This is a genomic window from Pseudomonas mendocina, assembly GCF_003008615.1.
GTDB lineage: Bacteria > Pseudomonadota > Gammaproteobacteria > Pseudomonadales > Pseudomonadaceae > Aquipseudomonas > Aquipseudomonas mendocina_C.
The window spans coordinates 3,514,006-3,535,543 of record NZ_CP027657.1; the positions used below are offsets into that span (position 1 = coordinate 3,514,006).

The window sequence follows — 21,538 nt, forward strand, 5'->3', positions numbered from 1 at the left end:
GGAGAATGACCATGAATAGCGACATCATCAAAGGCAAATGGAAGCAGCTCAGCGGTCGCATCAAGGAGCGCTGGGGCAACCTGACCGATGACGACCTGGACGTCGCCGAAGGCCACAGTGAGTACCTGGCCGGCAAGCTACAAGAGCGTTACGGCTGGACCAAGGAAAAGGCCCAGCAAGAGCTGCGCGATTTCAGCGACAAGCTCTAAGTATGGATAGCCTGGTACGGATGCCGCACAAGCACGGATAGCTGCAGGCACGGATGTCGTATCAGCACGGATAGCGATAGGCATGGATGCTAAAAAGCCCCAGCGGTGTGACCGATGGGGCTTTTGCTTGTGGCGGGATTGTCAGAGGAGGCGCAGGTGTGCGGCACTCTCTGTCGGGCTGGTGTCAGCTGCCGCGTTTGCTGCGGATCTCGATCAGGCGTCCACCTTCGAAGCGCAGGAAGTGGTACATACCGCTTTTCGGCCCATAGACCCATTCCTCGACGCTCACTTCATTGCGAAAGCCGTAGGTATCGACGACTTCCTTGTAACCGATGAAGTCACGGCTGGCGGGTTCGCCACACTTGCTCAGCACTTCTGCACTGGGCGCGGTCTTGCTGACCAGGGCGCTGCCACAGCGATAGGTGGAGGAGGCCTCGGCGGCAAGCGGCAGGCACAGCATGACGAGCAGATATCCGAGTTTGTGCATGAGAGTCTCCGGCTCAGCGTTCGCGACGGCGTTCGATGGCGATCAGACGGTTGCCCTCGAAACGCAGGATGCTGAGCATGCCGTTGCTCGGGCCGTACACCCATTCTTCGATCATGTATTCGCGGCGGTCGTAGGAGCCCAGGGTGTAGCCGATCGGATCGCGATGCACTGGCGCGCCACATTTGCGTTCGACTTCGAATGGACGGTCGCCGAGGCTGACCAGAGCGCTACCGCAACGCATGGTATCGGCCTGCGCGGTAGCGCTGATCAGGCAGGTGAACAGGGCGGCAAACGTGATGAAAGGCAAGCTGCGCATGATCATTGACTATCCAGATGCAGGGCGGTGAGCACCCGTCCATTGGGCTCGGGCTCAGCCAGGTTGACATCAATCAGGTAGACGCGTTCATCGTACAACCCACCCTGTTCCACCAGATAGTCCTTGATCGTTGCAGCGCGTTGCTGGGCTAACTGGCGCAGTAACAGCTTGCTCTGGGCCCAGGAGTCCAGCACGGCCTGGCGCATGTTCTGCGTACGCTGTTCTGCGTCGAGCTCGGCCCACTCGGCGGGCGGCTGCTGTTTCAAACGGGTGCGATAGATGCCTTCGAGCAGGGCTGCCTGCTCATCCTCATCGACCGTCAGTTCATCCGGGCTGGCCGGTACCTTGTCGCCGCGACGTTGCAGCACCTTGTACCAGCCCTCACGGAATTCGCGTTGCAGGCGTTGTTCGGCCAGCAGTGGGCCGTCGCTGGCTTGCGCGCTCTGGCCTTCCACCTCCAGGCGCAGGTTGGGTCGCTCCTGCAGCGCCTTGGCCAGGGTATTGAGCGCCTGGCGGGCGTCGTCTTCCAGTTCCGCCGAACCCGCGCTGAACGGGACGGTGCTGAGGTCGACATCGCTGCCGCCGACCAGCCCGGCGATGAACTTGAACGGCGCCTGTGCTGCACGCAGCACCAGGTTGCGCAGGGTTTGCCAGACGATGGGCATGACGCTGAATTGCGGGTTGTTCAGGTCGCCCTGTACCGGCAGTTCGAGGGCGATGTTGCCCTGGGTGTCCTTGAGCAGGGCAACTGCCAGACGTATTGGCAGATCCACGGCGTCGGGACTGTCGACCCGTTCGCCCAGTTGCAGGTTTTCCACCAGCACCTTGTTCTCGGCGTTGAGCTGGCCTTTCTCGATGCGGTAGTGCAGGTCGAGATTGAGGCGGCCCTTGCGGATGCGATAGCCGGCGAACTTGCCGGAGTAGGGGGTGATGGTGGTCAGCTCGACGTTCTTGAAGCTGGTGGCGATATCCAGGCTGTTGAGTGGATCGAAGGGGGTGAGTTGGCCCTTGATGCTCATCGGTGCGTAGCGATCCACCTTGCCCTTGATGTCGACACTGGCGGCCTGCGGCTTCTGATTGTCGAGCGTGCCGATGCGGCCGTTCATCTGCTGAATGGCCGTGGCGAAGCTGGGGGTCAGGCTGAAGTCGGCGAAGTTGGCCGAGCCGTCGTTGATGGTTACACCGCCGATACGGATTGCCAGCGGCTTGCCGGCGTCCTGCTGAGCCGAGCTGGCAGTGGCGGGTTGCGGCACGATCAGGTCGCTGACGTTGGTGGTGAGGTTTTCGTTGATCACGAAGCGGGTGTAGGGCTGATCCAGCTCGACCCGCTCGATGGCCAGGCTGTCGCCATGGCGATAGTCGAGACCGTTGACGCGCACCTGCTTCCAGCGCAGGAAGTCACGCTCGCGCAGGGTGTCGAGGGTATGCAACTGATCGACCTTGGCACTGCCGGTCACGCTCAGCGCCAAGGGTTCGGTGCTCTTGAGCTGCACGTCGAGGTCGCTGCCGAGCAGGCCGCTGCGCAGTTCCAGGCGGATAAAGGGGCTGAGGTAGGCCTGAGCCAGGCGCAGGTCGATATCCTGGGTGATGACCTTGAGCCGAGCCGTGGTTGGGGCCAGTTGCACGTCGCCTGCGGCCTGCAGCTTGCCCTGTTTGCCCAGGCCGGTATCCAGCTTGAGGTTGAAGGGCTTGTCGCCAAGGCTGTCGAAATCCTTCAGGTCGAGATTCAGCGGGCCGACCTCCAGCGCCACATTCTCCTTGGGTACGCGGTCGGCCAGATGGGCCTTGTAGTCGCGTAGCTGCACGTCCTGTAGCAGCACCTGCCAGGGTTTGCTCTCGGTTTCGGTCTCGGTTGACGCTTGCGCTTCGGGTGCGGCTTCGCTCGCTGGTCGTGGTTTGCCGGCAAACAGCTTCTGCCAATCCAGCTGGCCATCGGCCTCGCGGGCGGCCCAGGCTTCCAGGCCTTGGCTGCGCACCTGGCCAACCACCACCTGCTGCTTGGCCAGATCCAGGCTGGTATCGGTGACATCGAGTTGTTGCAGGCGTACCAGCGGTTTACCGTCCGGATCATCGATGGCAAAGGGGGCAAGGTGGATGGCGACCTTGCTCAGTTGCAGTTCGGTGCCTTTGGAAAGGTCGAGGCGGTAATCGCTGCTGAGATCGACCACACCTTCCTTGAGCACCAAGGGCACGGCGTCACGCACGTAGGGCCAGAAGGTACTCAGACGCCCGTCGCTGATCTTCAGGCTGCCACTGGAGGTGATCGGTGTCAGGCTGACCTGACCCTGCCAGTCGATCTTCGCGCCATTCGGGCCACTGGCCGTGAGGGTCATCTCGGCGTTGTCTTCGGGCAGGGTGCTGAGGTTGTGCAGTTTCAGATCGAGGGCGTCGTAGGCGAACTCCACCGGCTCGCTCGGGCGCAGATCCTGGAAGCGCAGGGCGTTTTCCTGCAGGACGATGGTGTCGATGCGCAGTGGGAAGGGATCGCCGCTGCTCGGTTGTTTTTCCTCGGTACTTTCCGGCAGGCGGAACAATTGGGTGAGGTTCAGTGTGCCGTCCTTGTCGAACAGCACGGCGGTGCGCGCACCTTGCAGCTCGACTGCGGCCAGGTGCAGCGCACCGCTCCACAGGCTGTCGCTTTGCAGGTTGGCATAGAGGCGCTCGAACGCCAGATGCTCCTGGCCCGCTTCGCCGATGCGCAGGCCCCACAGGTTCAGCTCCAGACTGAAGGGATTGAGCTGCAGGCGCTGCAGCGATGCTGGCACGGTGGCGTACTGCGCCAGTTGCTGGTTGGCGATGCGCAGGGCGATGCCTGGCAGAATCAGGAAGCCGATCAGGCTGTAGAGAAAGAGGGCGATCAACAGTGCGCTCAGCGCGCGCTTCAGTCCTTTGGGCATGGCTTGGCGTCATCTATCCAGACGAAGGGATGACTTGGAGTATGGCACGCCAGTTCGGTTCCGGTCGTGCGTGGTGGGGCGCAATTATTTTCGCAGCGGGCTCAAAACTGCAGGATCAGCGTCTTCAGCGGCGGCCTGGCGTCATGGGAGGGGAAGTCCACAGCGGGCGCCAGCACCTGGCAGTCGCGCGCGGGTCTGCCGAGTTTTTCCGCGCAGCGCAGCACCTGTTCGCGCCAGTCTTCCATCACCACTTTCGCCAGGTTGTTGCAGCACACCAGCGCACCACCATCGGCAGTGGCCAGCAGCGCCGGCTTGAGCAGGCTCTGGTAGTCGCGCAGCAGGTCGACGGTACCGAACGCGCTCTTGGCCCAGGCGGGCGGGTCGAGGAACACCAGGTCGAACTGACGAGCTTGCAGGCGTGGGTAGTTCGGCAGCTTCTGTCCGCGGCGGCTGTTGATCGGTAGGCCGGCCATTTGGCGGATGGCGGGGAAGTAATCGGACTGGATGAACTGCATGGCTGGCAGTTGTGGATTGAGCTGGCCATTCTCGCGGCCTACGGCGAGGTTGCTCTGAGCGAAGTCCAGGTTGGTCACTTCGCTCGCGCCGCCGGCTGCCGCGCACAGGCCGACGCCGCAGGTATAGGCGAACAGGTTGAGTACGGATTTACCGGCGCTGTTGGCCTTGACCCAGCCGCGGGCGTTGCGCAGGTCGAGAAACAGCAATGGATCCTGCCCGGTGTGGCGACCGCGTACCCGGTAGTTCAGGCCCCATTCGTGCCCGATCAGATCCGCCAGCGCCGCCTCTTCGGCTTCGAACGCGTGAGGATTGCGGTCGATGCGTGAGTTACGTTGCGAGCGGTCGTTGTAGACCAGCAACAGGGGCTGGCCGAGGCGCTGCTCGACAATGGTCGCGAGGCTTTGCAGGGCATCAGCCTCCAGCGGCTGGTGAAAACTCTGCACCAGCAGTTGCGGGCCGTAGCGGTCGACGGTCAGGCCCGGGGCACCTTCCTGGCTGCCATGGAACAGGCGATAGCAGTCGGTGCCTTGCGCGTGCAGTTCGCCCAGCAGGTTTTCGCGGGCGTCGAGGGCGGCGCGCAGCGCCTGGTCAAGAGCAGGCATGCGCGGCATCTCGGAATGGGGAGGGCGGCAGTTTATCAGGAAAGCTGCCGCGCCTTTTTGGTTTCCGGGGCTCCTGGCAGGACAATCGAATGAACGGTGTAGGAGCGAATTTATTCGCGATTTCATCGCGAATTTCGCGGATAAATCCGCTCCTACAAGAGCCCTGTCATTCCCTGAGGGAGGTAAAGAACTTCATGCGATTGCTGGCGAGCGATGCGGTCAGGCGCTCTGTTCTTCACGCCGGTAGGCATAGGTGTCGGCGAAACGCGACAGCAGGTACTCGGCGCTGGTCACCGGCGAATATTTTGGCGGGTTGTCGGCGCTGGAACAGTTCGGCAAACAGTCGATCAGGGTGTCCGGATGCGGTTCGGCGAAGAACGGCATGGAGTAGCGATCCACCCCCACTGGACTGATCACCCGGTGCGGTGTGGAGGTGTAACGGTCGTTGCTCCAACGCGCCATCATGTCGCCGATATTGACCACGAAGCTGCCGGCAATCGGTGGCGCGTCGATCCAGTCGCCATGGCGCGGGCGTACTTGCAGGCCGCCGGCTTCGTCCTGGTAGAGCAGGGTGATGCAGCCGTAGTCGGTGTGCGCCCCGGCGCCTTGCTGCTCGGCGCTGCTGGCGGTCTGGCGCGGCGGGTAGTGAATCATGCGCAGTACGCTGATCGGCTCATGGAAGCATTTGTCGAAGAACTCCGGTTCGATATCCAGGGCCAGCGCCATGGCCCGCAGCAAGGTGGTGGCCAGTGCCTGCATGTCGGCGTAGTGCTGCTCCATCAGGGCAGCCCAGCCGGGCATGTCCGGGTGGCGGTTGGGGCCGCGTAGCGGCTTGCCGGCCAGTACCTCGGGGTGATCGGCGGGCATGTGGAAACCCATGTCGAAGGTTTCCTTCAGGTCGCTCGGTCTGCTCGGGTCGAGCTGTTCGGTGGCGATGGCGCCGTAGCCGCGATGGTGGGTGGTCTGGGTGATGTCGATCTTGAGCTTTTCCTCGGCAGGCAGGGCGAAGAAGCGCTTCGCTGCGCCGAGCAGGGTGTCGATACGTTCGCTGCTTATCGGGTGGCCGACGATGTAGAAGAAACCCCATTCGCGGCAGGCGCGGTCGATCCGTTCGGCCACGGCGGGCCAGGCGGATTCGTCGTCACAGTACAAAGGGGTGATATCGATGATGGGTAGTGCGTTCATGTTGAGCCTCGGGTGGGCGGTGCTGCGAGTCTTCTCGTACCCAGGGCAGCGGAAAGAGACCTCGGATGAGATCCCCTTGATGCGGTTCTGCCGGTAGCAGGGACGGCATCGGTGATTTCTTGATCATCGCGGCTGAAGCCGCTCCCACGGAGCTAGGAGCGGTTGGGCGGTATTGCGTTTCAGCCGCGAGGCTATGCGCTTACTTCGGCATTTCGGCCTTCACGTTTTCCACGTAGTAGTTCATCGAGGCCAGTTCGGCATTGGTCGCGCTCACGCCGTCGGCGATGCGTACTGCGCCACTCTGATCCTTGATCGGGCCGGTGAAGGGGTGGAACTTGCCGCTGCGAATGTCGGCGATGATCTGCTCGGCCTCGCTCTTCACGTCAGCCGGCACCAGGTCGCTGATCGGCAACTCGATGGTGTCCTCGGCCAGACCGCCCCAGAAGTCCTGCGGTTGCCAGTGGCCATCGATCACCGCCTGGGCTGATTTCACGTAGTGCGGGCCCCAGTCGTTGACGATGGAGGTGAGCACGGCCTTCGGCCCGAAATGCGCCATGTCCGAGGCGTAGCCGACGGAGTAGATGCCGCGACGCTCGGCGGTCTGGATCGGCGCCGGGCTGTCGGTGTGCTGGAACATCACGTCCACGCCCTGGTCGATCAGCGCGTTGGCGGCGTCGGATTCCTTGCCCGGATCGAACCAGGTGTTGACCCATACCACCTTGATCTCGGTGCCCGGGTTGTATTTGTCCAGGGCCAGCTGGATGGCGTTGATGTCGCGGATCACCTCGGGGATCGGGAAGGAGGCGATGTAGCCGACCTTCTTGGTCTTGGTCATTTTCGCGGCAAGGAAGCCGCCGACGTAGCGCCCCTCATAGGAGCGCGACAGGTAGGTGCCGACGTTCTTGTCCTGCTTGTAGCCGGTGGCGTGCTCGAAGGTCACCTTGGGGAATTGCTTGGCCACCTTGATCGTCGGGTTCATGTAGCCGAAGGAGGTGGTGAAGATCAGGTCGAAACCGCTCTTGGCCATGTTGCGGATAACGCGTTCGGCGTCTGCGCCTTCCGGCACGTTTTCCACGTAGCTGGTGGTGACCTTGTCACCCAGTTCCTTGATCAGCATCTGCCGGCCCTGCTCATGCTGGTAGGTCCAGCCGTGATCGCCGATGGGGCCGATATAGACGAAGCCGACCTTCAGCGGATCGGCGGCGGAGGCGCTGAGCATGGCGCCAAAACCCAGGGCGGCAACGAGGGTGCGCAGCAGCGGTTTCTTGCTCTTCTCGAACATGGTGGGTGGAGCTCCAGTCTTGATGTCGGGATGGCCGTTGGTTGGCTGATCCCATGACTGCAAAAAGCTGACCAACAAGACAGATAGCCGTGGCGAAAGCCTTTGTGAGCAAGGGCAGAGAATGGTGTGGAACGCTATTGGTGCGACGGGCGTGCAGATGCTGCGTTGTGGTGCGAGTGGCTTGCTGCAAACCGTAGGGTGCGCCGTGCGCACCGGCAGTTGCTCGATACACATGGCGCGCCCCACGGCATGGCGTCAGCCGCTTACCAATTGCCTCGCCGCCTGGCTGTGATCGGCGATCAGTTGCGTGACGTCCAGCCCCTCGATCTGCCCGTCGACTACTCGCCAATTGCCGCCGATCATCACCCGATCGGCACGATCTGCAGCGCACAACAGCAACGCGGAGAGTGGATCGTGGCTGCCGGAGAAACGTAGGTCATCCAGTTTGAACAACGCCAGGTCAGCCTGTTTGCCAACGGCCAGTTCGCCGACATCGCGGCGTCCGAGCAAGCGTGCCGAGCCACGGGTGGCCCAGCCCAGCGCGCGTTCGGGCGTGATCGCCTCGGCACCGTAGCGCAGGCGTTGGATATACAGCGCCTGGCGTGCTTCGAGGATCATGTTCGAGGCATCGTTGGAGGCCGAACCGTCGACGCCCAGGCCGACCGGTGCACCGGCTGCCTCCAGGTCATGTACGGGGCATATGCCCGAGGCCAGGCGCATGTTCGAGCAAGGGCAATGGCAGATACCGGTACCGGCGGCACCAAGGCGGGCGATTTCCTCGGCATTGAAGTGAATGCCATGCGCCAGCCAGGTGCGCGGGCCGAGCCAGCCGACGCTTTCCAGATAGTCCACGGTGCGCAGGCCGAACTGACGCAGGCAGTAGTCCTCTTCATCGAGGGTTTCGGCCAGGTGGGTGTGCAGGCGTACGTCCAATTGCTCGGCCATTTCGGCGCTGGCGCGCATGATGTCGCGGGTTACCGAGAAGGGCGAGCAGGGGGCCAGGGCGATCTGGATCTGCGCGCCATCGCCGCGCTCATGGTAGCGCTCGATCAGGCGCTGGCTGTCGGCCAGGATCGCCTCGCCGCTCTGCACCGTGTGCTGCGGTGGCAGGCCGCCATCGGCCTCGCCGAGGCTCATCGAGCCACGACTGAGCATGGCGCGCATGCCCAGCTCGCGCACCGCGTCCACCTGCACATCGATGGCCTGTTCCAGCCCGCCGGGGAACAGGTAATGATGATCGGCAGCGGTGGTGCAGCCGGACAGCAGCAGTTCGGCCAACGCCACCTTGCTGGCCAGCGCCAGTTTTTCCGGCGTCAGCCGCGCCCATACCGGATACAGCGTCTTCAACCAGGGGAACAGCGGCTGGTTGACCACCGGCGCCCAGGCACGGGTGAGGGTCTGGTAGAAGTGATGGTGGGTGTTGATCAGGCCCGGCAGCAGCACATGCGCGCGGGCATCGAACGTCTGCTGACAGGGTTGAGCGGGTTGCTGGTCGGCACCGAGCAGTTCGACGATGCGGCCATCTTCGATCACCAGGCCACCAGAGGCGTCGTGGTGGTTGGCGGTGAAAACGGCGAGAGGTTTCTTGATCCAGAGTCGAGTAGCAGCCATGAGTGGCTCCTCTGAGGTTGATTTCAGGTAAGCCAGCTCAGTGTTGACCCTGTCTGCTGATCCAGGTTCGTCAGAAATGACGCGAGGTGACGATAGCTGAACTTCTGCCCGGCAGACAATCGGATGCGGACGTCAGGCGCGCAGCGGGCAAGTGGTGGCCAGGCGCTGCAGCAGTTCGTTTCTCAGTTGCTGCAACTCGTCGATGCGATTTTCGATCAGCGCCAGCTTGTCTTGCAGCAATTGGGTCACGGACTGATCCGGGTCGCTGGTCTGCCACAGGCCGCCGACATGCTGGCTGATCTCGCCGAGGCTGAAACCCAGGCGCTGTGCGGTCTTGATGTAGGTGACCAGTTGCACCATCTCGGCGGGATAGTCACGGTAGCCGTTGGCATTGCGCCGCGCGGCGATCAGCCCACGTTGCTCGTAGAAGCGCAGGGTGTCGCGGCTCACTTCGCAGGCTTCGGCCAGTTCTCCGATTCGCATCTTTTCACTCGGTTGGGGGTTGACCTTGGAGCATACTCCAGGCCTTAGCCTGGGGGCTCCTTCAATGACTGGAGCAACACCTATGTGGACCCCCGAACACTATCGTCGCCTGGTACGAGCCAGTGGCTGGTACGACCTGCTGGTGGCCGCCCCTTTTGCCACGCCCTGGAGTTTCATGGCGCTGCACGGCCTGCTGCAAAGCCTGCACCACGGCCTCGGCCTGCCCGGCGCACTGCCGGCCTTCGAACCGATGCACATGCTGTTGGGCAACCTGATGGGCTCGATCATCTGCGTCTGGTCGGTGCTGCGTATCCGCGATCCGCAAGCGGTGTTCGGCCGTTATGACGCGGCTGGTCGCCTGCTGTTCTCCACCTGGCAGATTTACGCGCTGATGCACGGCGCAACGCCACTGATCGCGATCTTCCTGGTCTTCGAACTGGCCTGGGGCGTGGCGCAGTTGTGGCCGGTTAGATCGTCGCAACAAGCTTTTCGCGGCTGAAGCGGAATGCCGCCCAGCCGTTCCTACAACGAACTATGCAGCTCCTGTAGGAGCGGCTTCAGCCGCGATCAACTGCTATACAGAACCAATCACGATCAGGAGGCAAAGGAATGCTTCGTTCAGACAAACCACATGCAGGAGCACTACGCCGTGGACGTTATTCCGAAACTGGTCGGGTCTATTTGCTGACGGCCGTACTGCATGACCGCGAAGCGCTTCTTCAGGATTTCGCTCTCGGGCGTCTATTGGTCGCCGAGCTTCGCGAAGCTCATGAGGTCGGTCTGGTGCACTCATTGGCGTGGGTGGTGATGCCTGATCATCTGCATTGGTTGGTGCAGCTGGAGAGCGCCACCTTGAATGAGCTGATGCGCCGGATCAAAGGCCGTAGCTCACGGCGGATCAACCAGCGGTTGTCGCGAACAGGCCCGTTGTGGCAGCACGGCTTCCATGATCGGGCTTTGCGTCAGGAAGAGGATTTACGGGCTGTCGCGCGATTCATGGGCGCATCAATGCCCCGGCTGCCAAGGCTGGCCCAACGATACCGGCGCATACAGCCGGGTCTTGATCGCATCGCGCGAGAGCAGCACCAGCACCACGATGGTGGCCACATAGGGCAGCATGGCCAGCAGGTTCGACGGGATCGACAGGCCGATGCCCTGCGCCACCAGATGGAGGATGCTGGCCAGGCCGAACAGGTAGGCACCGAGGAGAACACGCAGCACCCGCCAACTGGCGAACACCACCAGCGCCAGGGCGATCCAGCCACGGCCGGCGGTCATGTTCTCTGCCCACATCGGCGTGTAGGCCAGCGACAGGTAACCGCCCGCCAGGCCGGCCATGGCGCCGCCGAACAGCACCGCCAGGGTGCGCACGCGCAGCACCGGCAGGCCCATGGCGCTGGCGGCGTCCGGGTTCTCGCCAACGGCCTGGATGATCAGGCCGATACGGCTCTTCAGCAGCGCCCAGGCCACCAGCGCGAACAGGGCGAAGGACAGGTAGATCAGCACGTCCTGGGCGAACAGCATGCGCCCGATCAGCGGGATGTCAGACAGCATCGGAATCACGATGGGCTCGAAACCGGATAGCGGCTTGCCGACCCAGGCGGCGCCGACGAAGGTGGACAGGCCGACGCCGAAGATGGTCAGGGCCAGGCCGGTGGCCACCTGGTTGGCGTTGAAGCCCAGCGCCACGGCGGCGAACAGCAGCGACAGCAGCATGCCGGCGACGATGGCCAGCAACACGCCCAGCCACAGGCTGCCGGTGCTGAAGGCGACGATAAAGCCGATCACCGCGCCGAACAGCATCATGCCCTCCTGGCCGAGGTTGAGCACGCCGCTCTTCTCGCACACCAGCTCGCCCAGAGCCACCAGCAGTAGCGGCGTGCCGGTGCGCACCATGGCGTAGAAGATATTGGTCAACAGATCGAGATCCATGGGATTTGCCTTTGCAGTCATACTCTTCGTGGGAGGCGCTTCAGCGGCGAGCTTCTGTTGCGGCTAAAGCCCCTCCCACAGTCAGGTGGTCGCTTCAGCGAGGCGCTCGCGCTTCGCCCATTTCCACTTCAGCCGTGGCCGGTAGAGGATCAGCACGTCGCAGGCCAGCAGGTAGAACAGCATCATGCCCTGGAACAGCTGGGTGATCGCCTGCGGCAGATTGAGGTTCATCTGCGCGTTCTCGCCGCCCAGGTAGAGCAGGGCCATCAGCAGGCTGGCGGCGACGATGCCGAGCGGATTGAGGCGGCCGAGAAAGGCCACTGTGATCGCGGCATAGCCGTAGCCAGGCGATACCTGCGGCACCAGTTGGCCAATCGGCCCGGCCACTTCGCCAACGCCGGCCAGACCGGCCAGGGCGCCGCTAACCAGCAGGGCGAACCACACCAGGCGTTTCTCGCGAAAGCCGACGAAACCTGCGGCGCGGCTGTCCAGGCCCAGCACCTTGATCTGAAAACCAAGAAAGCTCTTGTGCAGCAGCACCCACACCGCCACCAGGGCCAACAGCGCCAGGTACAGGCCGCCGTGCAGGCGCCCGTCCTCGCTGACCAGCGGCAGGCGGCTGGCATCGCCGAACATCGCCGATTCGGGGAAGTTGAAACCGGCCGGGTCTTTCAGCGGCCCATGCACGAAGAACAGCAGCAGGTTCAGCGCGATGTAGTTGAGCATGATGCTGGTGAGAATTTCGTTGGCGTTGAAGTGCGTGCGCAGCCAGGCGGTCAGCCCGGCCCAGGCCGCGCCCGCGCCGGTGCCGGCCAGCACCACCCAGGCCAGCGCCCAGCGGCTTTCCCAGTCGATCAGTTGCAGGGCCATGGCGCTGCCGGCCAGGGCGCCGATCAGCAGTTGGCCTTCGGCGCCGATGTTCCAGATACGCGCCTGGTAGGCCACTGCCAGGCCCAGGGCGCAGAGTAGGATCGGCAGTGCCTTGACCAGCAGTTCGGACACGCCGTACCAGTCGCTGACCGGGGCGATCAGCAGGGTGTGCAGGGTTTCCAGCGGGTCATGGCCGAGCAGGGTGAACAGCAGCATGCCGCTCACCAGCGTCAGGACGGCAGCCAGCAGCGGCGACAGCCAGAGCATGGGGCGTGACTCTTGGCCGCGCGGTTCCAGGGATAACAGCATGACGGGCTCCGTCAGCAAGCCGCAGCGGCGGCGGGTTGGTCGAACTCACCGGCCATCCAGCGGCCGACTTCCACGGTGGACACCTGCGCCGTCTCGGCCAGCGGCGACAGGCGCCCGCTGCACAGCGCGCCGATGCGGTCGCTGATCTGGAACAGCTCGTCGAGGTCTTCGGAGATCACCAGGATCGCTGCGCCGGCATCGCGCAGGGCGATCAGCGCACGGTGGATGGCGGCAGCTGCGCCGACGTCCACGCCCCAGGTCGGGTGCGCGGCCACCAGCAGTTTCGGGTTCTGCAGGATTTCTCGGCCCAGGATGAATTTCTGCAGATTGCCGCCGGACAGGCTGCGTGCAGCGGTGTCGGCATCCGGCGTCTTCACCGCGAAGCGCTGGATGATCTGCTCGGCCATTGCGCGCACCTTGCCGCGCTGCACCAGGCCGCCCTTGACCAGACCCTGGCCGAAGGCGGTGAGCAGGGCGTTGTCCACCAGGCTCATCTCCGGCACGGCGCCATGGCCGAGGCGCTCGGCGGGCACGAAAGCCAGGCCCAGCTGGCGCCGCGCATCGGGATGCAGATTGGCCACTGGCGCAGCATCCAGGCTGACCCGCTCGCGTTCGCCACGGGCTAGGCGGGTTTCGCCGCTGAGCAGGGCGAGCAACTCGTCCTGGCCATTGCCGGCCACCCCGGCGATGCCGACGATCTCGCCACTGCGTACTTCCAGACGAATACGTTCCAGCGAGCAGCCGAAGGGATCGGGGTTGTGCCAGCTGAGGTCATCGACACGCAGGCGTGGCAGGCCGCCGCTGACTTTCGGGTAACTGCTTTCCAGGCCCTCGGCGTCGCCGACCATCAACCGCGCGAGCTCCAGGTCGGAGCATTCGGCCGGCACGCAATGGCCGGACACCCGCCCGCCACGCAGCACCGTGGCGCTCTGGCACAGCGCGCGCACCTCGCCGAGCTTGTGGCTGATAAACAGGATGCTACAGCCCTCGGCGGCCAGGCGGCGCAGGGTGACGAACAGCTCGTCAGCCTCCTGCGGGGTGAGCACCGAGGTGGGTTCGTCGAGGATCAGCAGTTTGATGTCCTGCATCAGGCAGCGCACGATTTCCACACGCTGCCGTTCGCCGATGGACAGGCTGTGCACCAGGCGGGTCGGCTCCAGCGCCATGCCGTAGCGTTGCGACACCTCGCGAATCTTCGGCTCCAACTGCTTCGGTGTGCCGGCCTCTGCGCCCATGGCCAGGGCGATGTTCTCGGCGACGCTCAAGGTCTCGAACAGAGAGAAATGCTGGAACACCATGCCGATGCCCAGCCGGCGCGCCATGGCCGGGTCGCGCATCGTAAGCGGCTCACCCTGCCAGCGGATTTCGCCGCTGCTGGGCTGAATCACGCCGTAGATGATCTTCATCAGCGTGCTCTTGCCGGCACCGTTTTCACCCAGCAGGGCGCGAATCTCCCCGGGGGCGATGGCCAGGTCGATACGGTCGTTGGCCAGGCAGCCGGGATATTGCTTGCTGATGGCCTTCAGCTGCAGGCGAGGGGATTCGGGTGAGGCGGACATGGGAAACGCTCATGGCAATAACTGAGCGGGGCTAAAGCAAAAACCTGGCCAGGAGGTCAGAAAATCCAGGCGAGCCTATTCGCGCCTGTCGCCCGATTTGATCCATGCGCGGGATTGGTGCGAGTCACCCCGTAGGGTGCACCGCGCGCACCGCATTCGAGCGCCTATGGCAGGTGGTGTCGGTGTGCATGGCGCACCCTACGGGCGATCCGTGGGAAAGGCTCAATCCTGCAACCAGGCGCCCTGACTGCGGCCGTGACCGGTCTGCTGGTCGTACTGCCGCTCCTGCTCGGCGTAGCGCTGCAGGATGGCATTGGCGCGCTGGTTGGCCTGCTGCTGCAACTCGGCGCAACTGGGGTATTCCGGCGTCTGCAGCAGGGCCGTGTCGATCTCGGCAGCGGCGGCCTGACCGATGCGGTAGTGGCCCAGCTCATGTTCGCGCAGTGCGCCCAGATACCGCTCGAAGCGCTGACGTTGCTGTGCATCACCGCCGCCGAGGCGGGGCAGGGTGATGCTGGCGTTCAACTGGGTGCGGGTGAGATCGATCTGGCAGCGGCCATCGCGTTGTTCGCGCCACCAGAAATTCCACTGCACCTTCCAGCGCGTGTAGGCGTGGAAGACCTGGCCGTTCTCGTGAATCGGCGAGGCCTGGTCGAGGGCGCGGCTGAGGGACTCGCCGGCAGCCACCTGCAGATCGTAGTACTGTTCCTGTAGGCGTTCCTGCACATCGGCCTGCGCCGGTAGCGCCAGCCACAGCAACAACGGCAGGAGTGCAATGGCCGTCCGTTTCATGGTGCCCTCAGACGTTCGCGGCCCCGGCTGATATCGCCCAGCAATCGCTCAAGGGCCGTACGCTCGGCTGGTGCGACGGCCAGTTGCAGCTGTGCGCCCGTGGCGTCGTAGTCTTCACCTTCGATCAGGCTGTCGAACTCGTTCAGGCGCGCCTTGAACAGTGGCAGTTCAGCGAACTGCAGGTGGCAGCTGAAGGCCTGGCGCAGCACCAGTTCACGCCGCTCACCGGCCTGCAGGCATTTCGCTGCGCTGCCACCGTACGCGCGGGCCAGGCCGCCGGTGCCGAGCTGGATGCCGCCGTACCAGCGGATCACCAGCACCACGACCTGATCGCAGTCCTGCCCTTCGATGGCGGCGAGGATCGGTCGCCCTGCCGTGCCGCCCGGTTCACCGTCGTCGTTGAAGCGGTACTGGTTTCCAACCTTCCACGCCCAGCAGTTGTGCGAGGCAGCCGGGTCGCTGTGGCTGTCGATGAAGGCTTGCGCTTCGGCTGCGCAGGCAATTGGCGCGGCGAGGGCGATGAAGCGGCTCTTGCGAATGTCCTCGCGGTATTCGCAAGGGCCTAGCAGGGTGAACGCCATCAGGCTTTGGCGGCAGGCGTCAGGCCGCAGCCCTTGAGGATGATCTGCACCAGTTGGTCGGCGGCTTCCTCGAAGTCCTGCTTGGTCAGGCGCGAGCTCTGCTTCACGCGGCAGATCTGCGAAGCGAAGTCGGCGTAATGTTGGGTGCTGCTCCACAGCAGGAAGATCAGGTGCATCGGGTCGACCGGATCCATCTTGCCAGCAGCGACCCAACCTTCGAACACGGCGGCGCGGCCGCGGAACCAGTCCAGGTAGTTCTGGTTGAAGTACTGCGACAGGCAGTCGCCACCGCTGATCACTTCCATGGCGAAGATGCGCGAGGCCTTCGGCTGGCGTCGGGAGAACTCCATCTTGGCGCGGATGTAGCGCTCCAGCGCCTTGGCCGGGTCGTCGTCGACCGTGAGGTTGTTGAAGGTACTGTCCCAGAGTTCGAGGATGTTGCTCAGCACCGCCAGATACAGGCCCAGCTTGTTGTTGAAGTAATAGTGCAGGTTGGCCTTGGGCAGGCCGACGTTCTGCGCAATGGTGTTCATGCTGGTGCCCTTGAAGCCGTGTCGGGCGAACTCTTCCTCGGCAGCCTTGATGATGGCTTCTTCGTTCTTCTGGCGAATGCGCCCGGCAGGCTTGCCGTGGGCGCTGTGGGCGGGGACTTCGAAGGTCATGGGCGATTCCGGACTGATCTGGGAGCGGAGCGTTTGCACAGATACCCCAGCCTTGGCCGGGTGACAAGCGTCAGGGCGTGAAAAAGCCCGTTTGAGTCGGGCCTGTCACGCTGCATCGGCGCCCGTGGGCAGCGGTTGCCCACGGGCGCGTCGGTCACACCTTGAAGTTGGCGATCAGACCGTGCAGGTTGCGGGTCATGCCGGTCAGCTCGTCGCTGACGTTCACCGTACTCTGCGCTTCGTGGGCATTGCTGTCGCTGAGGCTCTTGATCTCCAGAGTGTTCTGTTCGACACCCTGAACCACCGCAGCCTGCTGCTCGGCGGCCGAGGCGATCTGGATGTTGTGGTCGATGATCTGATCCATGCTGCCGGTGATCTGCTCGAAGATGCTCGCCGTCAGGGTGATCTGCTCGACGCTCTGCGCCGCGCTCTGGTGGCTGCCGCGAATGGTCTTCACCGCGCTGCCGACCTGCTGGCGCAGGCGGGCGATGGTCTGGTCGATCTCGCCGGTCAGCTCATGGGAGCGGATCGCCAGGCTGCGCACCTCATCAGCCACAACGGCGAAGCCCCGACCCTGTTCGCCAGCGCGTGCGGCCTCGATGGCGGCATTGAGCGCGAGCAGGTTGGTCTGTTCGGCGACGCTCTTGATCAGGTCGACGGCCTTGGCGATCTCCTCGCTTTCCTTCTCTACCGAGGTGATGGCGCCGATGGAGTCGTCCATCTCGCTGAACAGCTGGTTGATGCGCGACACCGCATGATCGACCTGCACGCGGCCTTCACGGCACTTCTCGCCGGCAGTGTTGGCTTTGTCGGCGGTCACGTGCGAGTTCTGGCTGACCTCCTGGACGTTGCTGACCAGTTCGCTCATCGAGGTGGCGATCAGTTCCAGTTCGTTGGCCTGGCGCTCGACGCTGCGCTGGCTGGTGGAGGCGCTGTCGCTGACGCTCTGCGCTTTGTCCAGGGTCGTCTCGGAGAAGCGCGCGACCTGCGCGATCAGCTCGCTCATGCGCGTCTGCATTTCGTTGAAATCCTGGGCCAGGTCGCCCAGCTCGTCGCGCGCGTCAGTCTGTACGCGCTGGCGCAGGTCACCCTCGGCCATGCGCCGGGTGGCGCCGGTCAGGTCGCGGATGGCGCCGCGCACCGACAGGTAGAAACCGACGAACAGGTACACCAGCACCATCACCACCAGCAGCAGGGTGCCGGCCCATAGCACCAGCTCGCGCAGGTTGGCGTCGGCGCGGGCCTGCAGCAGCCCGGCGGTTTCCGCCAGCAGCAGGCTGCTGGCCTTGTCCAGTTCGACGACCTGCGGCGCGTAGGATTCATAGCGTTGCAGCCACTGCTCCACCGCGTTCTGGTCGAAGTAGCCACTCTGCGTGTAGGTGTCGATGATCTCGCGCTTGTACTGTTCGGCGCCGCTGCGCGCCGCTTCGCTCATCAGTTGCTGGGCTTCGGCGTTGCCCTTGGCCTCGATGCCATCGGCGTAGCGCTGCAGGGTGCTGAGCTGGTTGACGATGGCCGGGCGCGACGAGGACTCGAGGAAGCCGTAGGCGGTCATGTAGCTGGCGTAGGCACGGGTCTGGTTGAGTGTCTCGTACAACGGCAGCATCTGGTTGAGCAGCAGATCCACGTTGCGGTAGATGCGCGGGTTGCTGTCCTGGCTCAGCTTGGAGACGGCCGCGATCTCGCGCATGTTGGCGCTCAGGTCGTGTACCGAACTGGCGTGCTCGATCATCTGCGAGCTCAGGCCCTGCACCGACAACTTCTTGTCCACGGCGTAGCCGGGGTCGGTTTCGGCCAGTTTCATGTCGGCGAACTGGCTGCCATCGAGCCAGGCATTGAGCCCACCGATGCTGTTCACCAGCGCCTGGCTGCGGCGCTCGATTTCCTGCTTGGCGTCATCCTTGTTGCGTGCATAACCGATCACGTGCATGCCGGCCTGCTCCAGGGCCTGGCGATACACCGGCAGATACTGCTCGATGGTCTGCAGGCCGTGCAGCTCATGGCGAGACTGCTCCAGGGTCGCGTTCACATCGGCCAGCTTGCTGAGCGATAGCCAGCAATAGGGCAGCATGAACACGGTGAAGATCAGCAGGAACTTGTGGGCGTAGCGCGCGCGGTTCATCAACGTCAGAACCGGTTTGAAGAAGAACATCTTAAGCCTCGAAAACCAGGAGTTACGACAGCCAAGCGTACGGCCAAGGCAGCGGAAAATGACGGAGGTGCGAGCCTCTCTGGCGTTTTGCCAGCAAGAAACTTGCCGTCATTTATATGGCGACGTGAAGCTGACATCAATAGCTAGATGCTGTCGCGATCTGGATCGGGCCGCTGCACAACGTCTGCAAGCCTGATAAGGCGGCGTGTCGAGTGACGTGCCCGGCTCTGGTGCTTGGTGCACTGCGCTGGTGCGTGAATCAGGCCTCTGCCAGCGCGTCGAGAAAACTTTCCAGCACCAGGTGTGCACGCCGTCCCTTGCGTGTCACCGCTGCCAGGTTGATGTCGTAGTAGCGACTGCTGGCCTTGAGTGCACGCAGGCGTCCCTGCTGTACCCAGGCCTGGGCATAGTGATCCGGAAGGTAACCAATGTAACGCCCGGTGAGGATGAGGAAGGCCATGCCTTCACGATCCGAGGCGCTGGCCGTGCAGTTGAGCGCCTGGTAATGGCTCTGCACTTCGGGTGGCACGCGGAAGGTCGGGGCGATGGCCTCCTGGGCGTTGAGCCGTTCGTCCTCCAACTGCTGGTCATCGACGTAGAACAGCGGGTGGCCGACGGCGCAGTAGAGCAGCGAGCGCTCGTCGTACAGCGCCTGGTATTCCAGGCCGGAGAGGGCGCCCACCTGCGGCACCACGCCGATATGCAGGCGCCCGTCGAGCACGCCCTGTTCCACTTCCGAGGGGGGCGTCATGCGGATGTGGATGCGCACGTCCGGCCCTTGCTCCTTGAGGCGCGCCAGGGCATTGGTGATGCGCATGTGCGGGATGGTCACCAGGTTGTCGGTCAGGCCGATGTTCAGTTCGCCGCGCAGGTGACGGTGCAGACCGTTGACCTCGGTGCGAAAGCTCTCCAGCGCGCTGAGCAATTGCAGGGTGCTCTGGTACACCTCGCGGCCTTCCTCGGTCAGGGCGAAGCCGGCGCGTCCACGTTGGCACAGGCGCAGGCCGAGGCGTTGTTCGAGGTCGCTCATCTGCTGGCTGATGGCCGAGCGGCCGATGCCAAGGGCGCTTTCCGCGGCGGAAAAACCACCGCATTCCACTACGCTGCGAAACAGCTTGAGCAGGCGGATTTCAAAGTCGCTGACTTGGGCCAGCGGATCGGGGCGGCGGCTGCTCATTTGTTTAGTAGGCCTTGAACTGAAGATAAGAAGAGTGTTGTTTTACTGACTCTATGCCCGTGGCACCTTTGCTGGCAACTGATTCACTTCCTTCGTAGGAGCGGCTTCAGCCGCGATTGCTGTCGATTTTCGCGGCTAAAGCCCTCCCACGCTGTTCCCGATCATGCCGCCACTGCCGAGGCCACTCCGATGAACATGCCGCAGACCGCAACCCCGTCCCTGGCCAGCCAGCTCAAGCTGGATGCGCACTGGATGCCGTTCTCCGCCAACCGCAACTTTCAGCGTGACCCGCGTCTGCTCGTCGGTGCCGAAGGCAGCTGGTTGGTCGACGATCAGGGCCGCAAGGTCTACGACAGCTTGTCCGGTCTGTGGACCTGCGGCGCCGGTCACTCGCGCAAGGAAATCCAGGAGGCCGTGGCCAAGCAACTCGGCACCCTCGATTACTCGCCGGGCTTCCAGTACGGCCATGCGCTGTCGTTCAAGCTGGCCGAGCAGGTCGCCGACCTGATGCCGGGCGAACTCAACCACGTGTTCTTCACCGGCTCGGGCTCCGAGTGCGCCGACACCGCGGTGAAGATGGCCAAGGCCTACTGGCGCCTGAAAGGCCAGGCCTCCAAGACCCGTTTCATCGGTCGTGCCCGTGGCTACCACGGCGTCAACATCGCCGGCACTGCACTGGGCGGCATTGGCGGCAACCGCAAGATGTACGGCCAACTGATGGACGCCGACCACCTGCCGCACACCCTGCAACCGGGCATGGCCTTCACCAAGGGCATGGCCGAGACCGGCGGCGTGGAACTGGCCAACGAACTGCTCAAGCTGATCGAGCTGCACGACGCTTCCAATATCGCTGCGGTGATCGTCGAGCCGATGTCCGGTTCGGCCGGTGCCATCGTGCCGCCGGTGGGCTACCTGCAACGCCTGCGCGAGATCTGCACGCAGCACAACATCCTGCTGATCTTCGACGAAGTGATCACCGGTTTCGGCCGCATGGGCAAATGGAGTGGCGCGGAGTACTTCGGCGTCACCCCGGATCTGATGAACGTCGCCAAGCAGATCACCAACGGCGCCATCCCGTTGGGCGCGGTGATCGCCAGCAGCGAGATCTACAACACCTTCATGCAGCAGCCGTCGCCGGAGCACATGATTGAGTTCACCCACGGCTACACCTACTCGGCACACCCGGTGGCCTGCGCCGCCGGTCTGGCGACTCTGGAGCTGCTCAAGCGCGAGAACCTGATCCAGCAGGCCGCCGAGCTGGCGCCGAAGTTCGAGAACGCCCTGCATGGCCTGAAGGGCGCCAAGCACGTGATCGACATCCGCAACTGCGGTTTGGCTGGCGCATTGCAGATCGCCCCGCGTGACGGCGACGCCGTGATCCGTCCGTTCGAGGCCGGCATGGCGCTGTGGAAGGCTGGTTTCTACGTGCGCTTCGGTGGCGACACCTTGCAGTTCGGCCCAACCTTTAACGCCAAGATCGAAGACCTTGACCGCGTATTCAACGCCGTCGGCGACGCCCTCAACGGGATCGCCTGATGAGCGAGCGCGCGAAGGCCGTCGCCACGGTTCAGCTCGACACCGACAAGGTCATCGTCACCGAGTGGCGCTTCGCCCCCGGTGCCGAGACCGGCTGGCATCGCCACGGCATGGAATATGTCGTGGTACCGGTCACCAACGGTGAGTTGCTGTTGGAGACGCCCGAGGGCGAGCGGCGTGCACCACTGGTGCTCGGTCAGAGCTACACGCGGCAGATCGGTACCGAGCACAATGTGATCAACCCGTGCGCGCACGAAGTGGCCTTCATCGAAATCGAGCTGAAAGCTTCATGACCGTGCGGGCACGCGCGCAGGCGCTGACTGCAGCGCCGGCGTTACAGTCGGCACTGCCGTGGCCCCCAATGACAATCTGGCGCTCAG

Annotated in this window: 20 protein-coding genes and 1 pseudogene; 5 read left to right on the forward strand and 16 right to left on the reverse strand. The window is 63.7% G+C overall.

The window, feature by feature from the left end; all coding sequences use genetic code 11:
* The first annotated feature begins 11 nt into the window (after positions 1–11).
* Positions 12–209: a CsbD family protein gene (locus tag C7A17_RS16390; RefSeq protein WP_074916313.1), complete on the forward strand. Its 198-nt coding sequence runs from the start codon at positions 12–14 to the stop codon at positions 207–209.
* 184 nt (positions 210–393) lie between these two features.
* Here the strand turns inward: C7A17_RS16390 and C7A17_RS16395 are convergent, their stop codons facing one another.
* The 8 genes from C7A17_RS16395 to C7A17_RS16430 form a co-directional block, all read right to left on the reverse strand.
* Positions 394–696 (reverse strand): DUF2845 domain-containing protein, encoded by a 303-nt coding sequence (locus C7A17_RS16395; RefSeq protein WP_106739019.1) that lies wholly within the window; start codon positions 694–696, stop codon positions 394–396.
* Positions 697–709: 13 nt separating this feature from the next.
* On the reverse strand, positions 710–1,018 hold the full coding sequence (locus C7A17_RS16400) for a DUF2845 domain-containing protein (protein WP_106739020.1): 309 nt from the start codon (positions 1,016–1,018) through the stop codon (positions 710–712).
* Positions 1,015–3,909 carry a DUF748 domain-containing protein gene (locus tag C7A17_RS16405; RefSeq protein ID WP_106739021.1) on the reverse strand — a complete coding sequence of 965 codons (2,895 nt, stop codon included), beginning with the start codon at positions 3,907–3,909 and terminating at the stop codon, positions 1,015–1,017. Before C7A17_RS16405 ends, C7A17_RS16400 begins: the two co-directional genes overlap by 4 nt.
* 101 nt (positions 3,910–4,010) lie before the next feature.
* Positions 4,011–5,027, reverse strand: coding sequence for a class I SAM-dependent rRNA methyltransferase (locus C7A17_RS16410; RefSeq protein ID WP_106739022.1), 1,017 nt, complete (start codon positions 5,025–5,027; stop codon positions 4,011–4,013).
* Between the two features lie 219 nt (positions 5,028–5,246).
* Complete coding sequence (locus C7A17_RS16415) at positions 5,247–6,212, reverse strand: 2-oxoglutarate and iron-dependent oxygenase domain-containing protein (RefSeq protein WP_106739023.1); 966 nt, start codon at positions 6,210–6,212, stop codon at positions 5,247–5,249.
* A gap of 199 nt (positions 6,213–6,411) precedes the next feature.
* A complete protein-coding gene (locus C7A17_RS16420; protein WP_106739024.1) occupies positions 6,412–7,494 on the reverse strand; it encodes a BMP family ABC transporter substrate-binding protein in 1,083 nt (360 codons plus the stop codon).
* A gap of 255 nt (positions 7,495–7,749) precedes the next feature.
* Positions 7,750–9,105 (reverse strand): 8-oxoguanine deaminase, encoded by a 1,356-nt coding sequence (locus C7A17_RS16425; protein WP_106739025.1) that lies wholly within the window; start codon positions 9,103–9,105, stop codon positions 7,750–7,752.
* Positions 9,106–9,237: 132 nt separating this feature from the next.
* Positions 9,238–9,588: a MerR family transcriptional regulator gene (locus C7A17_RS16430; protein ID WP_106739026.1), complete on the reverse strand. Its 351-nt coding sequence runs from the start codon at positions 9,586–9,588 to the stop codon at positions 9,238–9,240.
* Between the two features lie 82 nt (positions 9,589–9,670).
* Here C7A17_RS16430 and C7A17_RS16435 point away from each other — a divergent pair, with 82 nt between their 5' ends.
* Positions 9,671–10,087 (forward strand): hypothetical protein, encoded by a 417-nt coding sequence (locus tag C7A17_RS16435; protein ID WP_106739027.1) that lies wholly within the window; start codon positions 9,671–9,673, stop codon positions 10,085–10,087.
* 110 nt (positions 10,088–10,197) lie between these two features.
* Positions 10,198–10,575, forward strand: a pseudogene (locus tag C7A17_RS27340) (REP-associated tyrosine transposase); the annotation flags it as partial.
* An 18-nt stretch (positions 10,576–10,593) separates the two neighbouring features.
* Here C7A17_RS27340 and C7A17_RS16445 read toward each other — a convergent pair.
* The 8 genes from C7A17_RS16445 to C7A17_RS16480 all read right to left on the reverse strand — a co-directional run bounded on the left by C7A17_RS16445 (position 10,594) and on the right by C7A17_RS16480 (position 19,622).
* Positions 10,594–11,520, reverse strand: coding sequence for an ABC transporter permease (locus tag C7A17_RS16445; protein ID WP_106739028.1), 927 nt, complete (start codon positions 11,518–11,520; stop codon positions 10,594–10,596).
* 81 nt (positions 11,521–11,601) lie between these two features.
* Complete coding sequence (locus C7A17_RS16450) at positions 11,602–12,699, reverse strand: ABC transporter permease (RefSeq protein WP_106739029.1); 1,098 nt, start codon at positions 12,697–12,699, stop codon at positions 11,602–11,604.
* Positions 12,700–12,710: 11 nt separating this feature from the next.
* Positions 12,711–14,258, reverse strand: a complete 1,548-nt coding sequence (locus C7A17_RS16455; RefSeq protein ID WP_106739030.1) for an ABC transporter ATP-binding protein — start codon at positions 14,256–14,258, stop codon at positions 12,711–12,713.
* Between the two features lie 222 nt (positions 14,259–14,480).
* Positions 14,481–15,050, reverse strand: coding sequence for a DUF922 domain-containing protein (locus C7A17_RS16460; protein WP_106739031.1), 570 nt, complete (start codon positions 15,048–15,050; stop codon positions 14,481–14,483).
* On the reverse strand, positions 15,047–15,631 hold the full coding sequence (locus C7A17_RS16465; RefSeq protein ID WP_106739032.1) for an IMPACT family protein: 585 nt from the start codon (positions 15,629–15,631) through the stop codon (positions 15,047–15,049). Before C7A17_RS16465 ends, C7A17_RS16460 begins: the two co-directional genes overlap by 4 nt.
* The gene (locus C7A17_RS16470; RefSeq protein ID WP_106739033.1) at positions 15,631–16,293 is read right to left on the reverse strand and encodes a TetR/AcrR family transcriptional regulator; all 663 of its coding nucleotides are present in this window, start codon (positions 16,291–16,293) and stop codon (positions 15,631–15,633) included. The genes C7A17_RS16465 and C7A17_RS16470 overlap by 1 nt, the downstream gene beginning before the upstream one ends.
* 154 nt (positions 16,294–16,447) lie before the next feature.
* On the reverse strand, positions 16,448–18,445 hold the full coding sequence (locus tag C7A17_RS16475) for a methyl-accepting chemotaxis protein (RefSeq protein WP_106739034.1): 1,998 nt from the start codon (positions 18,443–18,445) through the stop codon (positions 16,448–16,450).
* A gap of 259 nt (positions 18,446–18,704) precedes the next feature.
* A complete protein-coding gene (locus tag C7A17_RS16480; RefSeq protein WP_106739035.1) occupies positions 18,705–19,622 on the reverse strand; it encodes a LysR family transcriptional regulator in 918 nt (305 codons plus the stop codon).
* Positions 19,623–19,811: 189 nt separating this feature from the next.
* Here C7A17_RS16480 and aptA point away from each other — a divergent pair, with 189 nt between their 5' ends.
* Both aptA and C7A17_RS16490 read left to right on the forward strand, forming a co-directional pair.
* Positions 19,812–21,158, forward strand: a complete 1,347-nt coding sequence (aptA, locus tag C7A17_RS16485) for an omega-aminotransferase AptA (protein WP_106739036.1) — start codon at positions 19,812–19,814, stop codon at positions 21,156–21,158.
* Positions 21,158–21,451 (forward strand): cupin domain-containing protein, encoded by a 294-nt coding sequence (locus C7A17_RS16490; RefSeq protein ID WP_106739037.1) that lies wholly within the window; start codon positions 21,158–21,160, stop codon positions 21,449–21,451. The genes aptA and C7A17_RS16490 overlap by 1 nt, the downstream gene beginning before the upstream one ends.
* Positions 21,452–21,538: the final 87 nt, after the last annotated feature.